This is a genomic window from Paraburkholderia tagetis (assembly GCF_022213065.1).
Lineage (GTDB): Bacteria > Pseudomonadota > Gammaproteobacteria > Burkholderiales > Burkholderiaceae > Paraburkholderia > Paraburkholderia tagetis.
In genome coordinates this window covers 138,273-163,152 of sequence record NZ_JAKLJA010000011.1, presented here as the reverse complement: position 1 = coordinate 163,152, position 24,880 = coordinate 138,273, and the positions used below count along the sequence as shown (strand labels likewise).

The 24,880-nt window shown below is 56.7% G+C and carries 24 protein-coding genes; 15 read left to right on the top strand and 9 right to left on the bottom strand.

Features of this window, described 5'->3' with window-relative positions; translation table 11 throughout:
* Positions 1–21 precede the first annotated feature (21 nt).
* From L5014_RS16000 to L5014_RS15985, 4 genes are all read right to left on the bottom strand, one after another.
* Positions 22–1,404, bottom strand: a complete 1,383-nt coding sequence (locus tag L5014_RS16000) for an MFS transporter (protein ID WP_238464704.1) — start codon at positions 1,402–1,404, stop codon at positions 22–24.
* 62 nt (positions 1,405–1,466) lie between these two features.
* Complete coding sequence (locus L5014_RS15995) at positions 1,467–2,459, bottom strand: substrate-binding domain-containing protein (RefSeq protein WP_238464744.1); 993 nt, start codon at positions 2,457–2,459, stop codon at positions 1,467–1,469.
* Positions 2,460–2,487: 28 nt separating this feature from the next.
* Positions 2,488–3,528, bottom strand: a complete 1,041-nt coding sequence (locus L5014_RS15990) for a 2Fe-2S iron-sulfur cluster-binding protein (RefSeq protein ID WP_238464703.1) — start codon at positions 3,526–3,528, stop codon at positions 2,488–2,490.
* A gap of 193 nt (positions 3,529–3,721) precedes the next feature.
* Positions 3,722–5,011 carry an aromatic ring-hydroxylating dioxygenase subunit alpha gene (locus L5014_RS15985; protein ID WP_238464702.1) on the bottom strand — a complete coding sequence of 430 codons (1,290 nt, stop codon included), beginning with the start codon at positions 5,009–5,011 and terminating at the stop codon, positions 3,722–3,724.
* A 150-nt stretch (positions 5,012–5,161) separates the two neighbouring features.
* On the opposite strand from L5014_RS15985, the gene L5014_RS15980 reads away from it, so the two are divergent.
* The 4 genes from L5014_RS15980 (at position 5,162) to L5014_RS15965 (ending at position 8,213) form a co-directional block, all read left to right on the top strand.
* Positions 5,162–5,488, top strand: coding sequence for a non-heme iron oxygenase ferredoxin subunit (locus tag L5014_RS15980; protein ID WP_238464701.1), 327 nt, complete (start codon positions 5,162–5,164; stop codon positions 5,486–5,488).
* A 523-nt stretch (positions 5,489–6,011) separates the two neighbouring features.
* Complete coding sequence (locus L5014_RS15975; protein ID WP_238464700.1) at positions 6,012–6,821, top strand: IclR family transcriptional regulator; 810 nt, start codon at positions 6,012–6,014, stop codon at positions 6,819–6,821.
* A gap of 288 nt (positions 6,822–7,109) precedes the next feature.
* Positions 7,110–7,679 (top strand): chromate transporter, encoded by a 570-nt coding sequence (locus tag L5014_RS15970; RefSeq protein WP_238464699.1) that lies wholly within the window; start codon positions 7,110–7,112, stop codon positions 7,677–7,679.
* Positions 7,680–8,213, top strand: coding sequence for a chromate transporter (locus L5014_RS15965; RefSeq protein ID WP_238464698.1), 534 nt, complete (start codon positions 7,680–7,682; stop codon positions 8,211–8,213).
* A gap of 107 nt (positions 8,214–8,320) precedes the next feature.
* Here the strand turns inward: L5014_RS15965 and L5014_RS15960 are convergent, their stop codons facing one another.
* Entirely contained in the window at positions 8,321–9,370 is a 1,050-nt protein-coding gene (locus L5014_RS15960; protein WP_238464697.1) for a HoxN/HupN/NixA family nickel/cobalt transporter, read from the bottom strand.
* Between the two features lie 198 nt (positions 9,371–9,568).
* Between L5014_RS15960 and nikR the strand changes: the two genes are divergently transcribed.
* Positions 9,569–10,003, top strand: coding sequence for a nickel-responsive transcriptional regulator NikR (gene nikR, locus L5014_RS15955; RefSeq protein WP_238464696.1), 435 nt, complete (start codon positions 9,569–9,571; stop codon positions 10,001–10,003).
* 36 nt (positions 10,004–10,039) lie between these two features.
* On the opposite strand, the gene L5014_RS15950 is transcribed toward nikR, so the two are convergent.
* Entirely contained in the window at positions 10,040–11,785 is a 1,746-nt protein-coding gene (locus L5014_RS15950) for an ethanolamine ammonia-lyase reactivating factor EutA (protein WP_238464695.1), read from the bottom strand.
* Positions 11,786–12,097: 312 nt separating this feature from the next.
* On the opposite strand from L5014_RS15950, the gene L5014_RS15945 reads away from it, so the two are divergent.
* The 9 genes from L5014_RS15945 (at position 12,098) to L5014_RS15905 (ending at position 21,708) form a co-directional block, all read left to right on the top strand.
* Positions 12,098–13,834 (top strand): ABC transporter permease, encoded by a 1,737-nt coding sequence (locus tag L5014_RS15945; protein ID WP_238464694.1) that lies wholly within the window; start codon positions 12,098–12,100, stop codon positions 13,832–13,834.
* 30 nt (positions 13,835–13,864) lie between these two features.
* The gene (locus L5014_RS15940) at positions 13,865–14,965 is read left to right on the top strand and encodes an ABC transporter ATP-binding protein (protein WP_238464693.1); all 1,101 of its coding nucleotides are present in this window, start codon (positions 13,865–13,867) and stop codon (positions 14,963–14,965) included.
* Positions 14,966–14,990: 25 nt separating this feature from the next.
* Positions 14,991–15,611, top strand: a complete 621-nt coding sequence (locus L5014_RS15935) for a cupin domain-containing protein (RefSeq protein ID WP_238464692.1) — start codon at positions 14,991–14,993, stop codon at positions 15,609–15,611.
* A 2-nt stretch (positions 15,612–15,613) separates the two neighbouring features.
* On the top strand, positions 15,614–16,222 hold the full coding sequence (locus tag L5014_RS15930) for a cupin domain-containing protein (RefSeq protein WP_238464691.1): 609 nt from the start codon (positions 15,614–15,616) through the stop codon (positions 16,220–16,222).
* A 77-nt stretch (positions 16,223–16,299) separates the two neighbouring features.
* Positions 16,300–17,418 (top strand): cupin domain-containing protein, encoded by a 1,119-nt coding sequence (locus L5014_RS15925; protein WP_238464690.1) that lies wholly within the window; start codon positions 16,300–16,302, stop codon positions 17,416–17,418.
* 94 nt (positions 17,419–17,512) lie between these two features.
* Positions 17,513–18,574: an ABC transporter substrate-binding protein gene (locus L5014_RS15920; protein ID WP_238464689.1), complete on the top strand. Its 1,062-nt coding sequence runs from the start codon at positions 17,513–17,515 to the stop codon at positions 18,572–18,574.
* 179 nt (positions 18,575–18,753) lie between these two features.
* Positions 18,754–19,905 carry a porin gene (locus tag L5014_RS15915; RefSeq protein WP_238464688.1) on the top strand — a complete coding sequence of 384 codons (1,152 nt, stop codon included), beginning with the start codon at positions 18,754–18,756 and terminating at the stop codon, positions 19,903–19,905.
* Positions 19,906–19,985: 80 nt separating this feature from the next.
* Positions 19,986–20,471 carry a hypothetical protein gene (locus L5014_RS15910; protein ID WP_238464687.1) on the top strand — a complete coding sequence of 162 codons (486 nt, stop codon included), beginning with the start codon at positions 19,986–19,988 and terminating at the stop codon, positions 20,469–20,471.
* Positions 20,455–21,708 (top strand): MFS transporter, encoded by a 1,254-nt coding sequence (locus tag L5014_RS15905; RefSeq protein ID WP_238464686.1) that lies wholly within the window; start codon positions 20,455–20,457, stop codon positions 21,706–21,708. Before L5014_RS15910 ends, L5014_RS15905 begins: the two co-directional genes overlap by 17 nt.
* Before the next feature lie 51 nt (positions 21,709–21,759).
* On the opposite strand, the gene L5014_RS15900 is transcribed toward L5014_RS15905, so the two are convergent.
* Positions 21,760–21,951: a DUF4148 domain-containing protein gene (locus tag L5014_RS15900; RefSeq protein ID WP_238464685.1), complete on the bottom strand. Its 192-nt coding sequence runs from the start codon at positions 21,949–21,951 to the stop codon at positions 21,760–21,762.
* A gap of 286 nt (positions 21,952–22,237) precedes the next feature.
* Between L5014_RS15900 and L5014_RS15895 the strand changes: the two genes are divergently transcribed.
* On the top strand, positions 22,238–23,296 hold the full coding sequence (locus L5014_RS15895) for an ABC transporter substrate-binding protein (RefSeq protein ID WP_238464684.1): 1,059 nt from the start codon (positions 22,238–22,240) through the stop codon (positions 23,294–23,296).
* Positions 23,297–23,340: 44 nt separating this feature from the next.
* Here the strand turns inward: L5014_RS15895 and L5014_RS15890 are convergent, their stop codons facing one another.
* Positions 23,341–23,613 carry a DUF4148 domain-containing protein gene (locus L5014_RS15890; RefSeq protein WP_238464683.1) on the bottom strand — a complete coding sequence of 91 codons (273 nt, stop codon included), beginning with the start codon at positions 23,611–23,613 and terminating at the stop codon, positions 23,341–23,343.
* A gap of 249 nt (positions 23,614–23,862) precedes the next feature.
* Positions 23,863–24,780, bottom strand: coding sequence for a LysR family transcriptional regulator (locus L5014_RS15885; RefSeq protein ID WP_238464682.1), 918 nt, complete (start codon positions 24,778–24,780; stop codon positions 23,863–23,865).
* Positions 24,781–24,880: the final 100 nt, after the last annotated feature.

Here is a 24,880-nt window from a genome sequence, read left to right as displayed (position 1 = left end):
TTTCCGGCCACGACAAACGACTTACAACAAACGAGTCAGGCTGACACACGCCGCAACAGCAGCGAAACTCGCGCCTGTGATCAACGCGACAACGCCAGCGTGATGAGGCGCAATGCGCAATATAAACGCCGTGAGCACAGCACCGAACGTCTGCCCTAGCACGCGCGCTACGCTAATCATGCCGCTCGCGTTGCCGGTTCGCCCACGCGGTGCAAGCGCGAGAAGTGATCGGTTATTAGGCGGCTGGAACAGCCCAAAGCCGATTCCGCAGGCGGCCATGCGCCAGCTGATATCGAACGAAGTGGGATGCATCGGCAACAGCGCGAGTGATGCCAGCCCTGTTGCAAGGATAGCCAGTCCGACGCCGCCGAGCGCCCCCGCTTTAAAGCGGTTCGACAATGAACCTGCCAGAGGTGCGATGCAAAGGACCGCAATCGGCCAGGCGGTGATGAGCGCGCCGGTTTCCATTGCACTGCGTCCTAGCGCACCCTGCAGCATGAACGGCAGCGATACGAACGCGAGCATCTGTGCGGTAAACGAACAGATGGATGTCATGACAGCCAGCAAAAATGCCGGTTGAAGCAGCAGGTCTACCGGCAATAGCGGCTTTGTTCGATTTCGCTCGCGACGCACCAATAGCCACGCGCAGATAGCTGCGGCGGAGAGCTCGACTACCACGCTTGCGCTAATGCCATCGCTGTGCCCCATTCGATCGACACCGGTCACGAGCAGCCCGAACGTCGCTGCATTCAGAAACGCACTGAAGTAGTCATAGGGTGCTATCGAGACAGGTGGGCGAGGCAGCGCCTTGAACCCGACGAAGAACGTAATAATGCCCAGCGGCACGTTGACCGCAAACAGCCAGGGCCATGGCGCAACGGAGAGAATCGCCGCCGCAATCGTCGGCCCCGCAGCGGTCGAAACGGAAACGACCGACGCATGAATGCTGACGCCACGCCCGAGCAGCCGGGACGGATAAATCATTTTGAGGATGGCGGTATTGACGCTGCCAATGCCGGCTGCACCGAGGCCCTGCAAGACACGTGCAACAATCAGCATGTCGAGCGATTTCGACATCGCGCACATCAGTGATGCAAACGTGAAGAGCGCGAGACCACCGACGTAGATGCGCGCATAACCGACACGATCGCCCAGCGACGACAGCGGCAACAACATCATGATGATCGAAAGCTGGTACGCGTTGACAATCCACACCGAATCCGAACGGCTGATATTCAATATCGCTGTGATGGTGGGCAACGCTATATTGGCAATCACGCTATCGAGGCTACTGAGCGCAGTCGCAAGGGATATTGCCATTACACCAAATATGAGCTTGCTGCCTGCCAGTCCATCTTCCTTCGCACCAAATCCACTTTGCTCGATTGCGACCTGTTGCGTCATGATATCTTTACGGGATCTCGAATAAAGACGCCCGGGATTTGCCGAGCGTCTCTTGTGTCCGCTTAAATGCTGAAGCTTTCGAGGCTGGCCGGATGGAAGAGATCCTTCGCTTCCAGCAGGCGGCTCGACAGCCCTTCTGCGTAATGCTGCGCCAGGAACCGGTTGAGCGTATGTTCGTTCGCGGCGAAACCGTACGGCCAGAAGTCGTCACCCATCAATTCACGCGCGGCGCGAAGCTGAGTCTCGATGAATGGCAACGTCACTTTCGTAGCCGATGTATCGGTCAAGCGGCGCAGTGCGATCGCCTTCGATTTCTCGAAGGACTTCATCACCGACATCGGTAGCCACGGATGCTGTTCAACGAGCGTGCGCCGGATGCCGAGCGTGTGCATGATCGGGAACAGCCTCGTTTTGCGATACCAGGCCGCCGCTTCTGCCTGCGGATCGTCGAACAGATACTTCACGTTCGGGGAGCCGCTATCGAAACACGACGGCGCGCGCGGGCCGATCAGCGCATCGATTTCACCGTCGTCGAGCATGCCGGAAATCGTTTTGCCTTCGGGGGCGTTCACCAGTTCCACATCTTTGGGCAGATTGAGGTTGATCTTTTCGACGCGCGTCGGGTCTTCGTAACCGCCACGCACCCACGTGACATCCGATGCCTTGATGCGGTACTCCTCCTCGAGGAACAGGCGTACCCACACGTTTGCGGTGAGCTGATATTCGGGCACGCCGATGCGCTTGCCCTGCAGATCTTCCGGTTTTTTGATACCCGCGTTCGCGTTCACATACACCGATGTGTGACGGAACGCGCGCGAAGGAAATACCGGAATGGCAACGTAAGCCGACGTCCCCGCTGCCGTCTGGACAGAATAGCTGCTCAACGACAATTCACAGATGTCGTAGTCCGCGTGACGCAGCGCGCGAAAGAAGATTTCTTCCGGTTCCTGCAACATGAACGTCGGTTCGACGCCCTCGATCTGCACCTCGCCATCGACCAGGGGGCGCATACGGTCGTAGGGGCCGACCGCAACTGAAAGCTGCAGTTTGCTCACACTGCCTCCTTTAGAGTGCGAAGAAAAATCAATAGAACTGGTCGAAGTGCACCTGTCCGAACGACACGTTACGCGCCAGCAGCATCTTCTGGATCGCCTGCCCCATCGCAGGCGGCCCGGCAAAATAGATTTCCATATCGCGCAGGCGGTCGCCGAACATCGACTCAGCCAGTTCATGCACAAAGCCAGTGTGACCGCCCCACTGCTCACCATCACCCGCGTGGGAAACGGCCGCGTCAAAATGAAGATGCTTGCCGAAATTCTCGAGCACTTCGAGCATGTCACGTCCGCACACGTCGCGTGGCGTACGACCGCCGTACAGGAAATTCAGCTTGACGCCCTGCATTCCCGGGTCTGCCGCCACACCGCGCGCGATCGAAATCATCGGGGCAAGGCCTGACCCGCCGGCGAGACAGAGAATGTCGCGCTTCACGTTCCGACGCAGATAGGCCATACCGTAGGGGCCATCGATCTCGATCTGCTGGCCCGCCGCCAGGGTGCCGAACAGCGCGTTGCTACCCTGACCATCCGGTACGCGACGCACCTGGAAGTCGAGCACCTTTGCATGCGAGCCTTGCACGATGTTGCTCATCGAATAGGCCCGCTGACCGCTAACGCCAGGTAGCGTCAGCAACGCGTATTGTCCGGGCTCGAACCACATGTCATCCGAAAGCTCGAAACGGAATTCCGCGATATCGTGGGTGACCGGCCGACGCGACATGAATGTACCTGTCACACGTTTCGGTTGATGTATCGGCGCGTAGTGCGGATTCGGACGCAACTTGATCGTGCAATCGCCTCTCGGCACGCTTTGACAACCGAGATAGCGACGGCGCTCGCGATCCTTCGCGGTCCAGCCGGGGGCTTCGGGCCATTTGGCATCAACTTCGCCTTCGATGAGTTCGAATTTGCAATTTCCGCATGCACCTACATTGCACTCGTATGGAAACGCGACGTTATTCCGAAGGGCCGATCGCAACAGCACGTCATCGTTACCGCATTCGAAAGACTGACCGGTGTCCGCGAGCGTGATGCGATGGTTCTGGTTATTCACAAGAGTTTCGTTCATATCGGGGTATTCGTACTTCTCGTCCGTGTTTCGTCGGCTCGTACCAAAGGCACATTGAGTTCAATGAGTTGAAATCCATTAAGTCACCAAAGTCTGCCGAGGCCGCCAAGCCTTGCTATAAAGACTTCTTGCGCCGCTGCTGGCAGATACTGCCCGGATCGAACGAATACCCCTTTGGACAACCGACAGTGGCTCAGATCGATTGGTGATTCTTGCCTTCTTCCGCGTTCATTGCATCGCGAGCGCCTTCGCTGAATGGCGTATCACGCTTGAGCAGAATCGCTACTGAACGAACCTTCTGCGACTCCGGATCACGGCCCGGCGGTAGCGTGCCGTTCTCAGCGAGTGCGCGCGCAGATTTCATGATCCGGCTGCGCATCATGATGATTCCGTTGTCGGTGCCTACGAGGTTCTCTCTCGTGCGATCCTGGATCGGCCCCATGCTCTCCTGAAGCGAGGCATCCTGCATGGCGATGCCCTCCACACCGCTGTACGTGGTGCCTGCCCTTTGTGCTGCACGGTCCATCAGGTAGTTGTTCGTCTTGTTCTGCTCGGGAACGTAGTTGGTGCCCGGCACGTAGCGCACGTGGATGCCCTTGCCGTCGCGCATCGCTTGCACTTCGTCTTCCGTCAAATCGCGCGTCGGATGGTAATCGAAGCTCCATGCCCAGCAATTGTGGTCATCAATCGGCACCCAGAAGTGGCCATGTACCGGGTGATCGCCGCGCGGAGGAACCATCGTAAAGCAAGGCATGACCCACGGCGTGATACGCCAGTAATACTGATCGTCCTCTGCATTGCGTCGCACACCGATTGCCAGACCGCCCGGCGCTTCGACAACTTCGAAGACCGGAGCCAGGTCGTTCAGGTTGTACTGGTTACCCTTCGCGCCCTTGAACAGCGGATCAGAGTTGAGGCTGCCGCTGTGCAGGAACGAAACGTGGCTCGAATCGATTCCACCCTCGAGTGCCTGTAGCCAATTGCATTCCTGAATCCGCTTGCTCATGAAAGACTGGCTTGCCGGCACGGTCGAAAACTCCCATGCAGGCAGGGGCGGCTGCTGGTCGGCCGGGCCCATGTAGACCCAGATGACGCCGCCCTGCTCAACGAGCGGATACGACTTCAGCTTGATCTTTTCCGCGTAGCCGCTTTCCTTTGCTTCGGACGGTACCTCGGTGCACTGACCGGTCACGTTGTATTTCCAGCCGTGGTAAGGGCAGCGAATACCGCCTTCCTCATTACGGCCGAACCATAGCGACACGCCACGGTGCGCGCAGAATTCATCGATCAGGCCCAATTTGCCTTCCGAATCCCGGAACGCCAGCATGCGTTCCGAGAGCAGTTGCAGACGAACCGGTTCGCCGCCAGGTTCCGCGAGTTCTTCCGACAGAAACGCCGGCAGCCAGTAACGACGGAACAGTTCGCCCATCGGCGTACCGGGACCGGTTTGTGTGACGAGATCGTTCTGCTCTTTTCTCAACATGGTATGTGCCTCAGGTTGCTGTTGTTGCGCGACGCCATTTGACGCGGTTGTAATCCGTCATGTCTTTCGTTCTTATATATGGAACGCTGTTCAATGCGTAAGAACAAAGTTATCATCGGACCCACAACCTGTCAACGATGGAGATTCCCTATGAGTCACGCTTGCGCATTTGCTCACCTTTGCCACGCAGGGGACGTAGCTGAAGGTAAGGCGATTAAGGTCGAGAAGAACGGCCTGACACTCGCCGTATTCAATATTCAGGGCGAATATTTCGTAACGGATGACACCTGCACGCACGGTCCAGGTTCGTTGTCAGAAGGCTATATTGATGGCGACACGGTGGAATGCGATTTCCATAACGGCTCGTTCAATATCAAGACCGGCGAGGTCGTCGCGCCGCCATGCATGATTCCGCTGAAGACGTACAAGACGCGCGTTGAAGATGGCGTGATCGTGATCGAAACGGATGGCGAATGAAAACATATGCGCCAGGCGTTTTCAAACAATGCCTGGCGCATACTTTCCCACTGTGTTCGATAGCTTGTATCTTCTCTTCACGATCAAGTCTGGCCGCTTTCCACACCAGCGATACTTGACGTCACTCCGCACAGAATTGACGCCAGGCTGCCGCGCGTGATCGTCCCACACTTTCTGCAGCAGATTCGGTTTCCACGGGCACAGTCAGCACCGCGCCGATCATCCCCATGCCTTCACTGCCTGTCCCTTTGATTGGATATTCGCGGCCATCTGGAGCACTACCCTAGCCACTGAACGCGAAAATTGTTCTTATATGTGGAACCACGTATGTTATGATGGAACCCAATGAGTTTCCCTGTGCGGCGATGCGAAAGTCAAGGTGAATGGAAGAGAATCTGGAGTGAGTCCGCATGCATTGGAAGGGAAAGTCACCGGGATACGCCGGGTCGTCCTATGAATTGCGTTCCGTGACGATGCGGCGCTAAATTTGACAAGAATCGGTAAATTGTTGGACGCACAAATCATGCGGAACAATGAAACAGGTACAGAAGCGGAAGTAGAAGCGGAACAAGATGGGCCGCGCAGGCTGTCATCGGTAACAGCGGCATTGCGACTGCTCAAGATGTTTTCGGAAGAGGAGCCCGAACTGGGCATTAGCGTTTTGTCAAAACGCATGAGCCTCGCAAAGAGCACGGTGCATCGTCTGTGCGCTGCGTTGCTGGCCGAGGGATTGCTGGAACAGAATCCGGACAACGGCCGCTATCGACTCGGCATCCTTTTGTTCACGCTCGGCGGTCTCGTGCGCCGACGTTTCGACGTGACGAAACAAGCGCTGCCGTTCTTGCATGTGTTGCGCAAACAGACGGACGAGACCGTGCACCTTGCGATTCTGGACGATACGAGTGTCGTTTACATGTTCAACCTCGAAAGCGAACAGGCGATCCGTATGCGCTCGTATATCGGTGTGCGCAAATCTGCCTGCTATACGGCAGAAGGACATGTACTGCTTGCGTTTAGCACGCCGGATGTCGTCTCGCGCGCGATCAGGCAGGGACTCGTGGCGCAAACACCCAAGACGAATACGGATACGCAGGTGTTTTTGAAAACGCTCGAGGAAGTCCGTCGCGACGGTTATGCGATCGACGATGAGGAATCTGAAATCGGCATGCGCGGCATTGCCGCGCCCGTGCGTGACACTACGGGCAATGTCGTTGCAGCGATCGGTTTCGGCGGACCTGCGCAACGTCTCACGAAGAAAGCGCTGCGGGCTGCGGTGCCGCATCTGATTGCTGCCACTGAAGGCATTTCTGCAACGCTTGGCTATCACCCCTGAGCTAACCCCCTGAGCTAGCCCATCAGAAATATGGAATATTCGTTCGCCCCGAACGGAGTCGGGCTGTAATCGCGTGACGAGCCGCTTGCAGCAAGGCTTCGGTACGAAACTCGCAAAGCGCTGTGCCCGACAGGCACAGCGCTTTTTTATTTTGCGTAACACAACGGGTATAGATGTCGCGCAAAATCTGATTGCCCAGCACACGAACCGCATGCTACATATAAAGTCTTGACAGGAATGCGGTTCCTTTATATGGAACAGAATTTAAACCTCTTTCGACTTCGTGCCATGTCTACCATCGAAGAACCCTCTGCCGCGCCCGCGGCTAAAAACGTCGCGTTATGGGACATATTCACAACGTTCGTGCGCGTCAGTGTGATGTCGTTTGGCGGCAGCACTGCCGCATGGTCCTATCGCGCCGTCGTGGAGGAACGCAAATGGCTGGATAACGATGCCTTCGTCGCTGGCATGACCCTCTCACAAGTCATGCCCGGTGCAAACCCGGTCAATGTCTCGCTTTACATCGGCCAGCTTCTGCGTGGGCCGCTCGGCGCGCTTGTTGGCGCGCTCGGCATGATTTCGCCTGCCCTTGTCGTTGTGCTCGTCCTTGCGATGCTCTATGCGCATCTCTCGGCCTATCCGCTCACCCACTTTCTGCTCCTCGGCATTGCCGCTGCCGGTGTTGGTGCAACGTTCTCGATGGGTGCCAAGGTTGCGGCGCGCATCGAGCGCAAGCTACTCCGCTACGTGTTTGCCGTTATCGCCTTCGTCGCGGTCGGTGTGCTGCACTGGCCTACCGTGCCAGTCGTGCTCGTGCTCGTACCACTCAGTATCCTTTGTTCTGCTATGGAAAACTAAATGGATAGCGTCCTGCTGAGAATTATCCTTCTATTCGCGCCGCTCTCCGCGTTGTCATTCGGCGGCGGTCAGACCATCATTGCCGATATCCAGCATCAAAGTGTGTTGGTCTACCACTGGCTTTCTGGTCAGGAGTTCGCCGACCTCTTCGCGATCTCCCGTGTGTCCCCTGGGCCGACCACCCTGATATCCGCGCTGATCGGCTGGCATCTGGAGGGTTTTGCAGGTGCGATCACTGCGACGCTCGCGATGTATATCCCGTCGTCAACGGTATTCGTGACCGTATCGCTGTTCTGGCATAGGAGTGAAGGTACGCGTTGGCGTGACGCCATCGAACGCGGGCTGGCACCGGTTGCGGTTGGCCTGATTTTCGCCGGGGCTGTTGCGGTGATGCAATCCATGCACGCGAGTACGTTCGCGTGGGCAACAACGGCTATTGCAGCTTGCGTCGTCTACTTCACCAAGCTCAACCCGTACATCCTGATGTCAGCCGTAGCGCTAGTTTACGTGGCCGCGTTTTATATATCGCTTTGATAGCAACGAAACTGGCAGCGATATCCAAAGTGATGGCGGATGCACGCCGCGAAAAATCTCGTAGTTGTCGAATACGACAGTCCGGGCAGGCAGCCTCGTCATCGCGATTACACTTCTATTTCGTCGATACGCCGCCATTTATAGACGATTATAGAGGCCAGCCAGATGAACGCGCACAAACCGATAATCGCATAGCCAACCATCCCGAAGTTATCTCCGATCGCACCGATTCCATCCCAGAACGCGCCGTTAAGATGCAATTTATCTTCGATCAGCCCAAGCGCTTCTATTCCGCCAACGCCGATTGCGACAACGGCCGACACCAACGTAATCGTCATGTTGTAATAGAGCTTGCGGATCGGCTTCATGAACGCCCAGCCGTACGCGCCCAGCATCAGGATGCTGTCGGTCGCATCAACGAGAGACATTCCCGCCGTGAACAGTGCGGGAAATACCATGATCGACCAGATAGGCACGCCATGTGACACCTGCGTAGCCGAAACGCTGAGCAAACCGATTTCGGACGCCGTATCAAAGCCAAGTCCAAAGAGGATCCCGAGCGGATACATATGCCAGCCACGCGTGATCAAGCGGAACATCGGCTTGAAAATGCGCGCAAGCAGGCCTCGATTGGCGAGCAGCAGGTTGAAATCTTCTTCATCGTAGCGCTCGCCTCGACGCACGCGCATATAGGTAGCGACCACGGATTTCAGCACGACGAGATTGATTGCGGCAATCACGAATAGAAAGCTCGCCGATACCAGCGTCCCGATAACGCCGCCGATCTCCTGAAATGCCTCGAAGCGATGTTGCAACGCCATGGCCGTAGCTGCAATTGCCGCCGTTGCGGCGATGACGATGGTCGAATGACCCAGCGAGAACATGAAACCCACCGTCACCGGTTGCTGCCCCTCCTGCATGAGTTTGCGCGTCGCATTGTCAATGGCGGCGATATGGTCGGCGTCGACCGCGTGCCGCAGCCCAAAGCTATAGGCAAGGACGGCAGCACCGAGCAGCGCCGGTTGGCCGTGTAACGCGATGAATGCCCATGCCCATGCTCCGAGGTTGAACGCGACCAGGAGCGCATACATTGCGCCGATACGGCCTCGAATATTCGGGTCGGTATCGTTGAACAGGAATTGCAGGAATTGAATCATTCACGTCTCCACCGAAAGATCGCCATGCACGGCTCGCACGTCCCTCATACTTCTCGCAAAAATCCTCATACCGATAATCACGATTCATGCGTTCCATATATGAGAACATATAACCTGTATTTGGAACGCGGTGCAAGAATAATGAAGCGTGTGCTATGGTGATGTCAAGACGCAATTGCCGTGAAAAGGACAGCCGACATGCAACGCATCACGATTACGATTGACGATTTCCTGCTCGCGACGCTTGACGAAACGATGAGGCAGCACGGGTACAACAGCCGCTCGGAGGCGCTACGTGACATCCTGCGCGCCCATCGTTCAGAGGAATTGTTGGATGACGTGCATGCGCAATGTGTCGGCACATTGACGATTGTGTTTGAACACGGCGTGCGCGAGCTCGCACAGCGCCTGGCGGATGCGTATCACGCGCAACACGCACTGATCGTTAGCAGCAGTCGCATCTATCTCGATCACGACAATTGCCTGGAAACGATCGTGCTGCGTGGTGAAGTGGGTACGATTCAGCAATTCGCATGGTCACTTGCGTCACAGCGTGGTGTGCGCAACAGCAACCTGCATCTGATGCCGTTGATGGAAGAGAGTGCTCCGCCACACGAGCATTTGCACGTGTGACGGCATTCGCTGCTTTAGCGGTAAGTCCTGGCTCTTTCAGTGGTCATGCGTGTGTTCTACATGGTGATGATGCCCGTGATCCGCACCGTCACTGTGTTCATGATCGTGATGCGAGTGCTTGCCTGCGGTTACGTGGTGGTGGTGACGATGTACGGTGCCATCCCCATGCGCATGCCATTCGGCTGCATCGGATTTACCGTGCAGGCTCGGGTCTTCGCTGAACACCAGCGATTTGACCGTAACAGGAACCGTGCGTGACGGCATACGGATGCGCCCAAGATCGACGTAATCGAGCCCTCGCAGCGAAATGCCATCGATCACGAACAAGTCATTTCGGTCCAGTGTTTCGCGCAGCAAATTGCCGAGCGACCAGGCAATGTCGCCGTCGGCGATGACATACAGGGGTTTGCCGGCAGCGATGGTCAATGGATTGCCATCGATCAGCCCGCGCGCGAGCGCAGCCAGACGCGAGTACTCGGGTGGCCCCGCCCAGCGCACCACGATCGCGACATCCTGATCACCCTCTTTCAGGTCGTAGCGCTGGAAGCTCCTGCGCAGCGATTCAGCGATCGCGGCCGGGTCGATCATGTCAGCCATGCGTTCTTCGATGGGCACGACCTGCATATTTTTGCGTGGGAGCAGATTGCGCGGATTCGAAATGAAAGTCGTGTTACCACTCAACTGAATGCTGTATTCAGAGGCGCCGAGAACGGTCGCCCGAATGCATTCTATGGCAGGCAGCAGCGGCCAGGGCACCTGCACGAGCAGGCGCCGCCGCACAGCAGAGCCGAAAAGTTTCCCAAGGTCGAGGAAGTCGCGTGTTTCGCGTTCGTACACGTATTCGCCGACACCACCCGAGAAAATCAGACCATCCAACTCACCCAAATCAGCAATCGGATCGGTCAAGAACAATGAATTCAGGTCATCAGCGGTGAAGCGCCCGGTCAGCACACGCACGAGCGTCTGCGCCATCCAGTCGGCAACCAGCTCAAGCTGTTCGCGTGTCGTCTGGCTGCCAACTTCCCACGAGAATCCGGCTGCCCGCGCATGGTCCTTGCCTGCCGGGTCGAGGCGCGTGATGCGCCCTTCCTGGTCCGTCACGATCAGTCGTCCGCCGAGGTGAACCGCGGCCGTGCCGATCACCTTGCCGGAATCTACCAGACCCAGCTTGGTCGTGCCGCCACCGATATCGACATTGAGCACGCGTTTTCCGTGCTCATGCGAGTATTTTGCCGCTCCAGAGCCATAAACGGCCAGCATGGCTTCCATGTGATGCCCGGCCGTCGCGCAGACAAATTCGCCGCCCTGTTCCGCGAGCATATCCGCGATGCCCTCGCTGTTTTCACGACGTAGCGCTTCGCCGGTCAGGATCACGGCGCCAGTATCGATGTCGTTCGGGCCGAGGTGGGCCTCCGCATAGGCAGCAGCAACGATGCGTTCGAGCGCCCGTGTATCCATCTGCGTTTCGCTCAGATACGGCGTGAGCGAAATCGGGCTTTGGTAAATCGGTTCACGCCCCACGATGATGTAACGGCTCGAGAGTTCTTCAGCAATGCGCCGCATGTGGATGCGCGAGAACACGAGCTGCGTACCCGACGAACCGATGTCGATACCTACGCTGTTGAGAACGACGTTATCAAGCAGCCACACGGCCTCCTGATTTGTTTCGGACTCTGGAAAATCATGGTCGTGATCATGATCGCCATCGTCACCATGTTCGTGGTCGGGGTCGTAACCGTACAGGTGATCGTCAAGCGAATGAACGGTTGCATCGTTCGGCATAGGGTGTCTCCGGTTTGTATGGCCTATGTGCCGCGATCATACCGCAGCTTACGTAACGGCAGTAGCCAGAAAATGGAACGGCCATCCACATACGAGAATGACCCTCATTAAGGTAACGGGATCGGCCATTCGCGAACCACCTCAAAAGGCCGCGTAGCGGCCAATAAAATCGTCCCCCTAGGGCGAACCCCTCCCCGCAGCACCTTGACAAAAATCAAGCAGACGCGCCCAATACCGCTACCGCGCCTAAAAATGGAAACGCTGTTCCATATAAAGGAACACGCATAATGAAGTCACGCAAGGAGACAGTTGGTGGAGCTTCAACTTGATGTCGCCAATACGCCGCCCCGGTTCTGGAGGCGGCTCGATCCAAAATGGCTGGTGGTAGGCAGCGCCATCCTTATCGTCGCGGTGCTGGCGTTGATCCCACTCTGCTTCCTGCTGTGGCAGAGCTTCATGACACCGCAGGGTGCAGATACGCCATCGGTATTTACTTTCGGGAATTACCGGACTGCGTTCGGTAGCGCAGACTCCTGGTCGGCTTTCGCAAATTCGGTGGAGTTCGCAATTGGCGCGGCGCTTGTATCGTTCGTCGTCGGCTCGGGTCTTGCCTGGATCAACGAGCGTACTAACACGCCTTTGCGCCGTTTCTTTTCGGTGGTGACGGTCGTTCCGCTCATCAATCCGGCGATTCTCTTCACGATCGCCTGGATTCTGCTTGCCAGCCCAAAGATCGGCGTCTTGAACGTTGCACTGATGCACTGTTTTGGTCTTTCGCACCCGCCGTTCAACATCTACAGCATGGGCGGGATGGTCTGGATCGACGGATTGCAATATTCCCCAATGGCTTTCCTGCTGATGTCGGCAGCGTTTCGTGGCATGGACCCGTCATTGGAAGAGTCCGCGATCATGAGCGGTGCGGGCCTCCTCAAGACGACGTTCAGCATCACATTGCGCCTTGCCGTACCTGCAATCGTTTCGACGATTCTCATCCTCTTCGTGCGAGCCGTCGAATCTTTCGAAGTGCCCGCGCTAATCGGCCTGCCGGTAAAAATCCAGGTTCTCACGTCATCGATTTACGAAGCGTTGCAGCAATATCCGACGCCGACCGGGCTGGCCGCTTCCTATTCAACGATCCTGCTTCTCATCACTTCGGTCGGCATCTTCATCCAGAGCCGCTTGCTTGCCAAGGGCGGAAAATTCACGACGGTCAGCGGAAAAGCGTTCCGAGCACGCGCAATCGACCTTGGACCGTGGCGCTATCTCACTGCAGCGATCTTTGTGCTGTACGCGCTTGTAATCGTGGTCATGCCTCTGCTCGTGCTGCTGTGGTCGTCCTTCCAGAAGTTCTATGTGCCGCCGTCAATGGAAGCGCTGCGCCATCTGACGCTCGATTCGTACCGCTATATCTTCACCTATCCGGAACTCAAGGAAGCCGTAGGCAACAGCTTGCTTCTCGGCTTTTCGTGTGCAACGAGTGTGATGCTGCTTTCCGCAATCGTGTGCTGGATCGTGGTCAAGACGAAGATTCGCGGCCGTTGGCTGCTTGATAACCTTGCATCGCTTCCGATGGTGTTTCCGGGTCTGGTATTGGGCCTGGCTTTCATGATCTTCTTCCTGAACGTGAACATCGGCATCTACGGCACGCTGTGGATTCTTCTGATCGCATACATCACACGATTCATGCCCTATGGGATGCGTTATACGCAAATCTCGATGCTTCAGTTGTCAAAGGAATTGGAGGAATCGGCAGAAATGTGTGGTTCTGGCTGGGGCACGACGTTCTTTCGTATCGTTTTGCCGCTACTCAAGCCTGGTTTGACGGGGGGCTGGATTTACGTGTTCATTGTGTCGATCCGCGAACTGTCCGCTTCGATTCTGCTTTACAGCCCCGGTAGCGAAACGATTTCCGTGGTGGTTTGGGAACTGTGGCAAAACGGGCAATACGTGGAACTGTCGGCGTTGAGTGTGATGTTTGTGATTGGGCTGCTCACACTCGTATCGATCGCGCAGTGGGTAGGCAGCAAATTCGGCGTGAAATCGGTCTGAACTCGCCTAACGGAAATTATTGAGACGACAATGCTGAATATTCAGAATCTGAACACGGTATATCTCGACAGTCACGGCACCAAAGTCGCAGGCATTGAAAATGTGAGTTTCGAAGTCCCAGAAGGCAAATTGTTCACGCTTCTCGGCCCGAGCGGCTGCGGTAAATCCACTACTTTGCGCTCAATCGCGGGCCTCGAAAAGCCCGATGGCGGAAAAATCGCAGCGAACGGCGTAACCGTGTTTGATGCTGATCGCAAGATCTTTGTACCGCCAAACAAACGTCAGTTTGGAATGGTGTTTCAGTCGTACGCGATCTGGCCACACATGACCGTTTTCAGGAATTGCAGCTTTCCGCTTGAGGTCGGCAAGAAGAAATTCACGAAACAGCAGATCACCGAAAAGGTCATGCACGCCCTCACCGCAGTCGGCCTCGATCATGCGGCAGATCGCGATGCAACGAAGATGTCCGGCGGCCAGCAGCAACGTTTGGCCCTCGCCCGCGCGATTGTGATGGAGCCGAAACTGCTGCTGCTCGACGAGCCACTGTCGAATCTAGACGCGAAGCTGCGCGACAAGATGCGGTTCGAACTGAAGCGCCTGCAACGTGAGCTGAACGTCACGACGATTTACGTGACGCACGACCAGGAAGAAGCGCTCGCGATGTCGCACGAAATCGCAATCATGAAGGACGGCCGCATCGTCCAGAAGGCGCGCCCTCGCGATATCTACGAACAGCCGGCCAATCGGTTCGTGGCCGATTTCATCGGCACGACGAGCTTTGTCGATGGCACGGTCCGATACACGGACGGAGAGGCGCTAACCATTCATTCGACTATTGGTCCGATCAGGGTGGCCCACAGTGGCGGCATGAACGTGGGCGAAAAAGCCGTAGTTTCGTTGCGCCCCGAAAATCTGGAAATCTTCGATAGCAAGCCAGCAATCGAGCATGGCAATGTGTTTGAAGGTACGGTGTACTCCAAAGTATTTCTTGGCGAAACGCTTGATTTGCAGATCAAGGTCGGTGAACAAATTTTGCTCGCGCGTGCGCACCCGTCGCATCGCGAGCCGGTTGGCGCGAAGATCTGGGTCTCCGTCGATCCGACCCGCTGTGTCGCGTTGAATCCGCAGTAAATTCGTTGTACAACAAGGAGGCACTATGTCTGAAGCAAACATCGACACGAACTCGATGTATGAGGAAGATCAGCGCGCTGAAGAATCGCATCACAGCACTGCTGGCAATGTGAAGAATCGCGTATTCGTGCGTGGCATTGAAGGCGCATACAACCTGAACGTGGAACTGGAGCGCCTGCGCTCCGTTCCGCGCGTGCGCAAAGGCAATGAAATCAAGTTCAGCAAGGGACCGCAGACCTTCAGCCGTCACTATGTGCAACCGAAGGACGGCATCACGCAGACCTTCCACATCCACCTTGAAGAATACTCGCCGGGCGGTCACTCGCAGAAGCACGGCCACGTGAACGAAGCAGCGTTCTACATTCTCGACGGCATCGGTTACGAAGTGCACGACGGCATCCGCTACGACTGGGAAGCTGGCGACATCGCGATCGTGCACAACAACTGCGTGCACCAGCACTTCAACCGCAGCCTCGACAAGCCGGCGCGTGCGCTCGTCATCAAGACGAAGCCGATGTTCATGTTCATGAACATGCTGTTTCAGAAGACTGTCGAACCTCGCCCCGACGAGCCGTCGCCGACCGGCGTCGGTTTCGTCGCACGCATGGAAGAGACTGATTTCAATCATCCGGAAGGGGGCTACTGATCATGGCATGGACCGAATCGGGAAAATGGCTGGCTGGCGAAGAAAATCGTGCGCTTTACAAGGGTCTGCTGGACAACGCAGAACAAACCCCGGAGCGTAACGCCAGGCGCGCAAAGATCGTGCGGCCTGAGAACATGCCGTGGGAGATGTCGCGCCAGGGCCTGCTCAAGCACCTGCTGAATGAAGGCATGAACACGCGCATGGAGACGGTCGACGCATACATGCAGATCATTCCGCCGGGCAGCAATTCGGGCAAGCACCGTCACCTGGCTGAAGAATGCCTCTACGTGCTCGAAGGACGCGGCTATGACCTGCACCAGGACTACGACGTGGAAATTATCGATCAGTACGCGTGGAAACCGGTCGGTGAAGTCAAGCGCTTCGAATGGGAAGCCGGCGACGTAATCTATATCCCGCCTGGCACGGCTCATCAGCATTTCAACGCAGACCCGGATCGCCCCGTGCGCCTGATTTCCGCGATCAACCGCATTTTCTGGAAGAGCGGCCTCAACGATCTGCAACAACTGGAAGACGCGCCGGAATACGATCCGGCCGTGACGCTCACAGCCGAGAAGATCCGCGAGTACCTGAAAAAGACGGCCACCGTCTAAGCCACGCTGAATCGGTTAGCTTGCGGCTGCGCGAGCTATCTTGTTGTGTACGCAACCCGCATTAAATGGAGAAGTCAATGAGCAAGAACGCAGTTGTTTCCGAGGACATGGCGAAGAAATTCGCCACCGAGAAGGAAACGGCGTATACGCGCTGGATTGCCCAGCAAGGCCTGGACATCATCGACGGTCACTATATCCAGGACCTGCGCACGGTTGATCTGAAGGATTGGGCGCGGCGTGGAGGCAAAGGCGTCTATATCAACCACGAAGCGTCGCGCACGTCGAACGACTGCTATGTCTGCGAAATTCCGCCGGGCAAATCGCTCGCGCCGCAGCGCCAGTTGTTCGAAGAAATGATTTACGTCCTGAGCGGCCGGGGATCGACTACCGTTCGCAACGAAGCGGGCGCGGAAGTCACGTTCGAATGGCAAGCCGGCGCCCTCTTCGCCATCCCCCTGAACTGCTGGCACACGCACTACAACACGTCTGGCAAGGACGCCGCGCGTTTTGTCGCGGTCACGAACGCCCCCCCCACGATCAACGCGCTCGAAGACATCGATTTCATCTTCGGCACAGCGTACGATTTCAAGGACCGCTTCAACGGCGAGCCCGACTACTTCGCGAATGGCGGCGAACAGAAGGGTTTGCTGATGGACACGAATTTCGTCGCCGACGCGGTGAACCTGCCGCTGATCAGTGCAGCCGAACGGGGTGCCGGCGGCGGTCACATCCGTTTCAACATGGCGCGCGGTTCGCAGAACAGCCATATTTCGCAATTCCCGACCTCGACGTACAAGAAAGCGCACTCGCACGGCCCCGGTGCGCACGTCATCATCATGAGTGGTTCGGGCTACTCGATGATGTGGCGTGAAGGTGAAGAGCCGAAGCGTTACGACTGGCAAGCCGGCTCGCTAATCACTCCGGCCAACGGCGAGTTCCACCAGCACTTCAACACGAATCCGAATCCGTCGCGTTACCTCGCGCTCAAGCACGAAGTCGTATCGCAGCGCAATTCGCAAGGCGTGCCGAAGGCGTGGATTTCGCGGCGCATCGGCGGATGCCAAATCGACTACGCGGACGAAAATCCGGTCATCCGTTCGACGTTCTCGTCGGAGCTGGAAAAGATCGGCCTTTCGATGCAAATGGATGGCGCGTACGCGAAGGAACTGGAAACGCTGCCGTCGCTCGCAGCTTGAATTTGGCCGCTGAGCCGTTAATCCGCTACAGCTGAAGGTGTGGGGTACATCATGCCGATGTGCCCTGCCAAAGTAATCATCCCGGAGACTCTTGATGAAGAGGAATTTCCGCCTCGCAGCGATGGCTGGGCTTCTTGGCGCCGCGCTGACGTTATTCGGCGCCAGCCCCGCTTTCTCGGCCGGTTATGTATCGAGTGAATCTGTTGCGCAATACAACGGTGCAGATCGCACGCAGAAACTGGTTGACGGGGCGAAGCAGGAAAACAAGCTGACGGTGTATTCGTCCCTGCCGCCTGCTGATTTCGATCCGATCGTAAAGGCGTTTGAGCAGAAGTACGGTGTGCACGTGACTGTTTGGCGCTCGAGCGCTTCCGGTATTCTGCAACGCGCCATTTCCGAAGGCCGCGCCGGTCGCTACGAAGCTGACGTGTTCGAAACCAACGGTCCGCAGCTTGAGGCGATGTATCGGGAAAAACTGTTGCAGCCGATCAATTCGCCGGTTCTGAAATTGCTGATTCCCGCGGCGATTCAGGATAGCAACGCATGGACGGCTACGCGCCTGAACGTGTTCACCGTCGCGTACAACACCAACCTGATAAAAAAGGCTGATCTTCCGACGTCGTACAAGGATCTTCTCGATCCGAGGTGGAAGGGCAAGCTCGGCGTGGAAGGCCAGGATTCGTTGCCGTGGTTCGCGGAAACGGTTCACAATCTCGGCGGCCAACCGGGAATCGCCCTTTTTAAGCAGATCGTCGCGAAAAACGGCGTGTCCGTGCGGCGTGGCCATACGCTCGTGGCGAATCTGGTCGCCTCGGGAGATGTGCCGATGGCTTTCGGTGTCTACAACTACAAGGTCCAGTCCATGAAAGAGGCCGGGGCACCTATCGACTGGTTTTCGATCGGGCCCGCTATCACCCAGCCTAACGGCGTCGGTGTCGCTCACATGCTCAGACATCCGAATGCAGCGGTCTTGTTTTATGACTTCCTGCTTACCGACGGTCAGGCGATGTATGCGGCACACGATATGGCTGTGACGAATACGACGGTGAAGCGCAAGCTTCCAGACGTGTCGATGCAGATTATTTCGAATAAGGACATCATCGACAACCAGGCGAAGAATCAGGCGTTGTTCAATAGTGTGTTCAGCGGCACGTAGTCGATGCCGGGTCGGGAAAGTACCCCGATTTTTTGAGGTCGCCCACCTGGAATACCTGGATTTTTGAGCGAACTTGTTTAATTAGTTATGCGATACGCTTTTTCATACTGCGGCATGTTTGCGTGAAAGGAACAGCCGGATATAGATCGGTTGTCGTTTAAAATCATGATTGGAGACATATGAGAACAAAGTTACTTCCGCTGATAGCTTTCCCTGCCCTCGTCAGCGTTGCACACGCTCAAAGCTCGGTGACACTGTACGGCATCATCAACGAGGGTATCAACTACGTCAGCAATCAGGGTGGCGGCTCGGTCGTCGGTATGGTCAAAGGTCAAACCAACGGCAGCCGCTGGGGTCTGCGCGGCGCCGAAGATCTTGGCGGCGGCATGAAGGCGATCTTTGATCTGGAGAACGGTTTCGACGCTTCTGCTGGCACGCTCTCACAAGGTGGTCGCCTTTTTGGCCGCTCGGCGTGGATGGGTCTGCAAACGCCTTATGGCCGACTCACGATGGGCCGGCAATACGACGCGATGCATGATGATTTGGGCGAGCGCCTGGCAGCAACGGGCATCTGGGCGTGGATCGGGAGCCATCAGGGCGATTTCGATAACCTGAACGCGAATTTCCGGTTCGACAGTTCGATTCGCTACATCTCGCCCACGTTCGCGGGCTTCAAGTTCGATGGGGAATTTGCGCCGGGCGGGACGCCGGGCAACTTTGCTACGAGTCGCCGGTATCAACTGGCGATGACCTACGATTCAGGTCCTGTTCTCGCTGCAATTGCGTACGAGAATATCAACAACCCTGCTGTCTCGGTCTACGACAGTTCAGTGGAGCCCGCTGTCGCGGCTTTCAAGTCCCCGGGGAAATCGCCCTCATTCAGCGGGTTTCTGTCCGCGAATACGCAGGCGATCTTCGGAGCAGGTATTGGCTACCGATTCGGCACTGGGGGCCAAATCAGTTTTGTCTATACGCGCACGGTCTTCAGCGACATGCTGAAAACCTCCACGACGCCTAATACCGGCTCGGCTACGCTCAGCAGCTATGAAGGCAATGTCCGTTATCGCATCGTGCCAACGTTGATGGTCGCGGCTGCCTACGACTATACGACAGTGCATGCGCCCGGCAGGACGGCACACTATAATCAGGTCATTTTTGGTCCGGACTACTTCCTCTCCAAGGCCACGGATATTCAGCTTAGCGGGGTCTGGCAACACGCTACTGGTATCGATTCGACTGGCAAGACGGCGGTCGCAACAATCGGATCACTCGGTGCCTCGACCACGCCGACGCAGATCGCTGTGAAGCTCGTGCTGCGACATCGCTTCTAAGCAGCGGCGCGGGGGGCATAAGAAGCGCTCCTCCGCGCCTTTTTAAACGAAATCTGACGATCGATCCGCGGAAGTAAGCTATGCCTGATTACCAGACTCCATCCGAAGTGCGTTATAGAATCAAGACTCCGAATTCCTCCCCTCGTCGCATTCGCGTGATCGCATTGTCGGATAACGATGCAGAAGTCGCAAACTGCCGCACCTATGCCGACGTTGAGTTTTCGAAGGCGAGTGATTTCGCAGAGCTTCTGCAATGCCCGGATGCCGGCGCTGGCCTGAACCCCGATGCGTTAGACGAATGGCTTGGTATGCCTGATACCGTCGTGATTTCGGGCCGTGAAGGTGAGGATGCCAAAGCGATTGCTGTCGCAGCGAAGACGTATCGCATGAATGGCGTTACCGTGTCCGTCGTGATCAGCCCTTCCGGGAAGAAATCGAACAGCACTGCCGATGTGCTGCGCCCCTATAGCACGATGATGGTTCTTCCGGCGAAGTCCGGTTATCTGAACGACCTGCTTTCCGCACTCGGCGCGCAGCAAGGAGAATATTTTGAAACGCGATATTAATCGATGGTGGACGGTACTCGGCGGCGCGGTCTGCCTTTCTGTCGGTGCCGGTGTGTTGTCCGCATTCATGTTCGGCATGTTCATCAAGGCAATCGCTGCGGAGAATCACTGGAGCCGCGCGCAGGTTTCACTCGGCTTGACCATCTTCGAGTTTTCGATGGGGCCGGGAACCATCCTTCTAGGATCTCTTATCGACAAAATGGGCGTGCGTCGCCCTACCCTGCTATTTCTGATCCTGTTTGCAGCGTCCACAGCGCTCGTGGGCCTGTTGCCGGCGTCTCCCTGGATATTCGCACTGGCATTCGTTGCGGTCGGTCTCTTCGCGCCCAGCACGAATGCGCTGCCTTATGCGAAAGTCATTTGCGCCCGCTTCGACCGTCAGCGTGGCCTGGCACTGGGTTTGATGGTTGGCGGCACCGCAATCGGCGCGATGTTCATGCCGCACTACGCGGGTTATCTGCTGAAGCACTTCGGCTGGCGTGCTGGTTATTTCGGCGTCGCTGCGTTGATGGCGGTATTTTCGGTTCCCGCGCTTTACTTTCTCGTCAAGATGCCGCCAGGCGTAGATGAAGATCTGGTGTGTAAAGCACTTAAAGCAAAACGGGAACTACCGTCGCTCTGGTCGCTATTCCTGAAGGATCGTACATTCCGTCTGCTGGGCCTTTCGATCTTCTGTGTGTCCGGTGTACTGCTCGCGTTGCTTTCGCAACTTGTGCCCATGATGACCGATCGCGGCGAAACGGTGGCGACTGCTGCAACGATGCTGTCGATCGCCGGCTTGACATCGGCAGTCGGCCGATTATTCGCGGGGTGGTTGATGGATCGGGTTCATGCACCCTATTGTGCTGCGATGTCGTTCGCGTTGACCCTCGTTGGCGTGCTCATTCTCGCAACGGGCGCAACAGGTCACGCACCCATGATCGCTGCTGCAATGATAGGTGTTTCGATCGGCGCGGAAGCGGACATCATTACGTTCATCGTAAGCCGCTACTTCGATCTGCGCCTGTTTGGCCGGGTAAGCGGTGCGATGTGGATGGCGTGGGGATGGGGTGCCGGCATCATGATCTTCGCATCGGGACTATCGTTTGACCTCACACACTCCTACAAGATCGCCCTCTGGACGCTCTCCGCCTTTGTTTTGATCGCCGTGGTGTCGATCGTACGGCTCGGGCCATACGTGTATCCGGAACAACATGATCCTAAGCGTGCCGCTCTCGATGCGGGCGCCCCGGCCTGATTCCAGTCACTCCCCTGTTTTCCAGAACGGAGGACACGCTCGGGATGATCTTCATCTGATTGTTTGGAGAACTTGCTCCAGATTCTCCGGATAGCTGTCGTCAGCCACACCGGGGTTGTAACCCGCCGTTTCCAGCTGTTCAAGATCCTTGATTACCTGGGCGCGCGTGATGGACTCGGACGCATGCGACATCAACGGAACCAGGGCGATAGCTGCGCAAACAACATTGATCAGGAGTTTCATGGTCTCACCTCTGGGGTGTGAACGTCGGACTTGAAAGTGAAGTATACACCCACCATGGACGCTTCATAGGGAAATTACCGATTTACACACATAGTGAAATTCTCCGCCGAACCGATTGACGGAGACTGCCGCCATCAATTGTCTGGCAGCATGCACGAGCGCCTGAACCATACACGCGTAAGAGCTATTGAACCTGATGTGCGCGACCCGGTAATGCACAAGCGCGTGTTAACGACTGCTCTGAAAGCGGCTGCATTCGGGGCGTTATTTCAAGCATGGAGACAGGATGATTACCCGACGTACCCTATTGAAAGCCGGTGTGGGGCTCGCATCGAGCGCCGCATTCGTGCCGTTCCATGCCAGATCGGCCGAGGCAATTTCGCCGCATCTCGCACTGGCGAACTACACCGGAACGGATCGTGAAGCCCAAATTCTCGCAGCGGCAAAAAAAGAAGGGCAAGTCAATTTTTACACCACGATCGCCAAATCGGACCTCGAGCCGTTGTTAAAGCCGTTTGAGAAGAAATACGGTGTCAAGATCAATACGTGGCGCGCAGGAGATGAGCAAGTCGTGCAACGTGCCGTTTCAGAAGCACGAGCCGGCCGTTATATGCCAGACAACGTGCATGTCGGCTCCTCATTCCTCGATAATTTGCGGCAGGAGAACCTGTTACAGCCTGTCGTATCGCCCATGTTCGCAGACCTGATTCCAGGATCGGTGCCGGAACATCGCATGTGGGCGTCTACGCTGCTGTCTGTATGGGTTCAGTCTTACAATACGAATACCATCAAGAAAGAAGACCTGCCTGCTTCATTTGGTGATCTGCTGCTGCCGAAATGGAAAGGCAAACTCGGCATCGAGTCGAAGAGCTCTGACTGGTTTGCGACCATTTGCCAGCAGATGGGAACCGAAAAAGGCGTTGCATTCTTCAGGGAATTGATTGCCACCAATGGCATATCTGTCCGTAACGGCAACTCATTGCTGAACAATATGGTTGCCTCGGGTGAAGTGCCGCTTGCGCTGGAGACGTATAACTATATGCCAATGCAGGCAAAGCGCAACAATGCACCTATAGACTGGTTCCTGTTGCAACCCGCAGTGGCGCGAGCGAATGGCATTGCTCTGTTCAAACATGCGCCGCATCCGGCCGCTGGCATGTTGCTATACGATTACATGCTCTCTTCGGACGCGCAGAAAATTCTGGCGAACATGGACTACGTTCCGACGCATCGGAATATCCCATCACCTTTCCAGAATAGCCAGATCACGCCAGTCGATCCGGCGATGCCAGCGGCCGAGCGCAATAAATGGAACGAACGCTTTAACCACCTGTTTCTGGGTTAGTTCACATTCCTGAAAAAAGCTGCCTTTCCTAAAGCGCAGCTTTTTCACTTTTCGCCGGTTTGCGCCATACCACTGGATTGCGACGCACCAGCGGTATCCGAACCGTATGCGTTATTGGCTTTGTTCTGTTGCGCCACGATAGCCTGCGCGTGCTCCAGGTTCTGCGGGTAGTTGTCGTCGTCGATCGGGTTATAGCCCGCGTCTTCCAGATCAATCAATTCCGCGCGTACCTGTGCGCGCGTAAGCGGCACAGCAGCGTGCGATAGTGACGGGGCGACAAGGGCAACCGCGAAGGCAATATTGATGAGCGATTTCATGTGAGATTCCTGTAGTGGTTCGTGGGCGGGCGCGCCAAGCCAATCCGTGGAAACCATTATACGGGTTTTTACTTACATTAGTGTTACCTATATGAGAATAACGTTCCCGTATGCGGAACAGTGGCAAATGTCTTTGCCAAGGATGCTTTACCGATCCGGCTGTTGTCGCGCTCCGTCTGTAGCACCTGGGCGACCTACAGCTACTCCTACACCTCGATATGTCCGGTATTCCTCAGCCTCGCTTGATACTTACCGTGACGGCGTCGCGCGCTTTAGTTGCTCGATGATCCAGTCCAGGCATTCCTTCGCAATGCCATCCAAAGCTCGCCCGGCCAGCGTCTTGACCTGCAGGCGGCGCTGCGTCAGCAGCGGATTGTCGAACGGCAGCGCGACAAGCCCGTCCGGCTCAAGCCGGTTCGCCACCGAAACATAGCCGGACGGCATGATCGCGCGCGGCACCACCTGCGCAAAGCGGTAGAGCGCCGCCACATAGCGGCTGCTCATGAGCGGCACGATTTCGACGCCTTCGACTCCGCACGCGATGTCGAACAACTGCCGGTTCGTCGTCCCCTTGTCCTGTAACAGCACGGGCCACTGCGTGAGGTCCTTGAGTGCAATCCGACGCTGTACCGCGAGCGGATGATCGTTGCGCATCAACGCCATGACCGGCGCGGGCTGCGTGAGCTGCACCGCCACGCCCGCCTCGGGCTTGAAGCTGAATGCCAGCGCGATGGCCGCCTCGCCCGCGAGCAGCATCTGGTTCGCGCGCTCGCTCGTCACGACCTCGATCTCCAGCGTGACGTCAGGATGCCGGGCGGTAAACGCGCCCAGCGCCACGGGCAGAAAGTCGAACGCGAATCCTTCGGTGCAGGCGATCACGAGCTTGCGCGCGCGGCGCCGCTCCTCGCCCTGAATCTCCTCGACCACGGCTTGCGCATCGGACAGCGTGCGCTGCGCGTGGCGCAGGAGCAGCCGGCCGGCGTGCGAGAGCACCATGCCGCGCGCGTGACGCTCGAACAGCGGCACGCCGATGTCGCCTTCGAGTTTGGCGATATGACGGCTGAGCGCCGACACGGTCAGGCCGAGGCTTTCTGTAGCCGCGCTCAGCGAGCCCGATTGCGCCACGACCGAGAAGTAGTAGAGCGAGGGTTCGAGCAGCTTGCGCATGGGACGCCTCGAAGGTTTGCGTAAAACGCAAATGTACCTTGTTTGATTGCGAATACAAAAAAACTCCCGCAGGGCTAATCTGGGTCCACAAACCACACCG

Bases quoted from the DNA above. Each gene is read 5' to 3' on its own strand.
- L5014_RS16000 (WP_238464704.1), bottom strand. From the start codon at position 1,404: ATGACGCAACAGGTCGCAATCGAGCAAAGTGGATTTGGTGCGAAGGAA.
- L5014_RS15990 (WP_238464703.1), bottom strand. From the start codon at position 3,528: ATGAACGAAACTCTTGTGAATAACCAGAACCATCGCATCACGCTCGCG.
- L5014_RS15985 (WP_238464702.1), bottom strand. From the start codon at position 5,011: ATGTTGAGAAAAGAGCAGAACGATCTCGTCACACAAACCGGTCCCGGT.
- L5014_RS15980 (WP_238464701.1), top strand. From the start codon at position 5,162: ATGAGTCACGCTTGCGCATTTGCTCACCTTTGCCACGCAGGGGACGTA.
- L5014_RS15975 (WP_238464700.1), top strand. From the start codon at position 6,012: ATGCGGAACAATGAAACAGGTACAGAAGCGGAAGTAGAAGCGGAACAA.
- L5014_RS15970 (WP_238464699.1), top strand. From the start codon at position 7,110: ATGTCTACCATCGAAGAACCCTCTGCCGCGCCCGCGGCTAAAAACGTC.
- L5014_RS15965 (WP_238464698.1), top strand. From the start codon at position 7,680: ATGGATAGCGTCCTGCTGAGAATTATCCTTCTATTCGCGCCGCTCTCC.
- L5014_RS15960 (WP_238464697.1), bottom strand. From the start codon at position 9,370: ATGATTCAATTCCTGCAATTCCTGTTCAACGATACCGACCCGAATATT.
- nikR (WP_238464696.1), top strand. From the start codon at position 9,569: ATGCAACGCATCACGATTACGATTGACGATTTCCTGCTCGCGACGCTT.
- L5014_RS15950 (WP_238464695.1), bottom strand. From the start codon at position 11,785: ATGCCGAACGATGCAACCGTTCATTCGCTTGACGATCACCTGTACGGT.
- L5014_RS15940 (WP_238464693.1), top strand. From the start codon at position 13,865: ATGCTGAATATTCAGAATCTGAACACGGTATATCTCGACAGTCACGGC.
- L5014_RS15935 (WP_238464692.1), top strand. From the start codon at position 14,991: ATGTCTGAAGCAAACATCGACACGAACTCGATGTATGAGGAAGATCAG.
- L5014_RS15930 (WP_238464691.1), top strand. From the start codon at position 15,614: ATGGCATGGACCGAATCGGGAAAATGGCTGGCTGGCGAAGAAAATCGT.
- L5014_RS15925 (WP_238464690.1), top strand. From the start codon at position 16,300: ATGAGCAAGAACGCAGTTGTTTCCGAGGACATGGCGAAGAAATTCGCC.
- L5014_RS15920 (WP_238464689.1), top strand. From the start codon at position 17,513: ATGAAGAGGAATTTCCGCCTCGCAGCGATGGCTGGGCTTCTTGGCGCC.
- L5014_RS15915 (WP_238464688.1), top strand. From the start codon at position 18,754: ATGAGAACAAAGTTACTTCCGCTGATAGCTTTCCCTGCCCTCGTCAGC.
- L5014_RS15910 (WP_238464687.1), top strand. From the start codon at position 19,986: ATGCCTGATTACCAGACTCCATCCGAAGTGCGTTATAGAATCAAGACT.
- L5014_RS15900 (WP_238464685.1), bottom strand. From the start codon at position 21,951: ATGAAACTCCTGATCAATGTTGTTTGCGCAGCTATCGCCCTGGTTCCG.
- L5014_RS15895 (WP_238464684.1), top strand. From the start codon at position 22,238: ATGATTACCCGACGTACCCTATTGAAAGCCGGTGTGGGGCTCGCATCG.
- L5014_RS15890 (WP_238464683.1), bottom strand. From the start codon at position 23,613: ATGAAATCGCTCATCAATATTGCCTTCGCGGTTGCCCTTGTCGCCCCG.
- L5014_RS15885 (WP_238464682.1), bottom strand. From the start codon at position 24,780: ATGCGCAAGCTGCTCGAACCCTCGCTCTACTACTTCTCGGTCGTGGCG.